2 protein-coding genes are annotated in these 2,461 nt (G+C 48.7%); both read left to right on the top strand.

The features are described from left to right. The coding region (locus KDK19_RS08805) for a hypothetical protein (RefSeq protein ID WP_257291759.1) at positions 1-301 on the top strand (301 nt) is incomplete at its 5' end. Positions 302-442: 141 nt separating this feature from the next. Further along, a partial coding sequence (locus KDK19_RS08800) for a hypothetical protein (RefSeq protein ID WP_257291758.1) occupies positions 443-2,461 on the top strand: 2,019 nt, incomplete at its 3' end.

Genomic DNA, 2,461 nt, shown 5'->3' with positions numbered 1-2,461 from the left:
GGAAAAGATGCAGTACGAACATGACCCGTCGCTGCTGAGCCCGACAACACAACAGTCAATGGAGCAAGAGGTGCAGCGGCTGAAGAGCAACGGTATTCAGATGAATCTGGGCACCTTGACGCAAGAAACGCTGACTTCGGAGAAAGCCCGACAAGTGCTGAAACAGCGCGGGATTAACGTGGTCAGCAGGAAGCGATCCTACGTTACCAACGATGGCCTCCCTGGAGAATGGGAAATGCTGGTACCAAAGAAGATAGCGAAGCCAGATGCTCAGAATGCGCCAGCAGGGGAGGGCCAATAAAATCCTTTGACCTTGCTTTGCAAATCCAGCAAAAGACAGTGGGATCATACTGGAACTTTTTACCAGCAAGTTACTCTAATGACGGCAGAATCCACTCTTTGAGAGAAATGGATAAATCATAAGTGTTAATGGAGTATTGCCATGAATGTTGCACACGGAACGGGAACCTCTGTCGGCCCTTGCCCTCACTCTCAACCAAAGTTTGATCAACCAAAGCCTGACACCCGGTCGGTAAAAGCCTCTGGCCAATGGACCACCAGCCAACCGACCCGCAAGCTGCTACCCTGTCATCCCAGGGAGTCTGAGCGACAAGCGCTACTGCGGGCTGCTGAGAGCGGACGTCTGGCGTTTAGGCGAATTAAATTGCCTGAAGAAAAAGATTACTTTTCGGGTAAGGGAGCACCAAGACCTTTCACCCTCGCCCTGCCGGGGGAGATGATGCCCACCGAGCCTTTGTTAAAAGGGCTTGGTAAATGGATGGTAGGCATTGTCAATCCCCAATGCCTGTACGTCTACAAACGTGATGCATGGACCAGGATGCTGCAAGAGCCTGACGTAACTCCGGATAAACTGAGAGTAAAATTACTGTCTGATCTGCAATCACTGCACGATAAAGGTCGTGAGCATGCCGATCAGGTCATCTGGAAAGTTTATCCTGATCATTTCACCTCGGGACATCTGCAAGTCGATGGAACCTTTAGTTCACCAAAATTGAAACGCCACAATGGAAACCGCTTAGTTTGTTTTGATTACCCGGAACTGCTGCTCAACCGTTATAGCAAAGAAGACATCACATGCTTATGTATTTACAACGATGCACAGAGAAATATTGCCGATATCTTGCAGGACAAGCGTCAGTGTGAAAAGGAATTGCAGCTCAAACCATTGCCTCTGGTCGTTTATTGCCACCGCACGGGTTCTGTGCAGGTCTATTTTGATGATGAGCTGGACAGTAAACGCCTGGCCAGAAATGAGCGTTCTCTGGATGATTATGCGTTTTCACAGGGCATAGCCCCGGACCATTTCAGAGCCCTGCTAAATCTGCTGCCAATGTCTTTGCGGGCAGAGGCACTGGGCTCAAAATTAAACGTCTCACCGAATGTTATGAGCACATTGCAACAGGCCATCGAGCTGGTGAGTGATCCCTGTTGTTACAGTTACGAGAAACTTTTGAAATTAAAACAAAGTGGCTTGCCCATTCACCAGCGTTTTTTTCACAAAGGAAACGTTCAATCATTGCTTGAAATGTTGATGACTTCCGAAATGATCAGAATCGATCAGCCAGAGCACGATCAAACTCGACATCAGGAGAAAGAAGCTTGTCGCTTACTTCAGCTGCTTCTGCAGAGCGGGGCAAGTCTGGGAGGGGGGATTCATATAATCGACGCCATGGATGATTACATGGTTCGGGCAATACCAGCAGGCATAATCAATCATATTGTAGCTGCCTTCGCACCACTTGAGTGCCTGACCCTGAAACATCTCGCGAAAATACCTTTTACCGGTTGCCCGGGAAGCGTTGTAGAATTTCACCGAATTTGTCAGGGTCACAGTCCAGAACAACTAGAGCAATGTATAAAAGAGGTACTATTTAGTGTGCGCTTTTATCATCCTTCCCTCGACATGATCAAGTCCCGCTTACTGGCCATCTTTCGTTACAGTTCTAACCTGGACAGTGAGTTTCTGCATAGGTCTGAAGATAGTCTGGACTGGTTTTACCCCAGAGGTAAGAAGGTTATTGAGGATTTTTCTGCGGTTGATTATATCCAATGGGTTGAAAAACTCTGGCAGCAACGGGAAACGCATCCCCTCTACCAGAATTGGCCAGAACTTGTCCAGCAAGCTCAACGTGAAATCAAGGACCTGAGACAATCTCTGGGTCTGGGCAATTCTCACGACCAGGCAACACCATCGGCAGCCGAAACACCAGAGGCATTACAGTTTGTGGAGGATGCCTTCAGCAAACCGCCGGTCTTGCCTGAAAATGTCGGCGATAATGAAAAAACCATCCTGAAAGTACTGCAGCATTATTACCGCCGTCCGGGACCGGAGCGGGTGATCCAGAGCCTTGGCAGACCAAACATGCCAACAATCTGGAAACCACTGCACAGCTGCAGTCATGTCCTGCGGGCCAGAAATAATGGGCTCTGGTATATGGAA

Source organism: Endozoicomonas sp. ONNA1 (assembly GCF_024606325.1).
Taxonomy (GTDB): Bacteria; Pseudomonadota; Gammaproteobacteria; order Pseudomonadales; family Endozoicomonadaceae; genus Endozoicomonas_A.
Note: the sequence above shows the minus strand (reverse complement) of the source record. Positions and strands in the feature narration are given on the sequence as shown.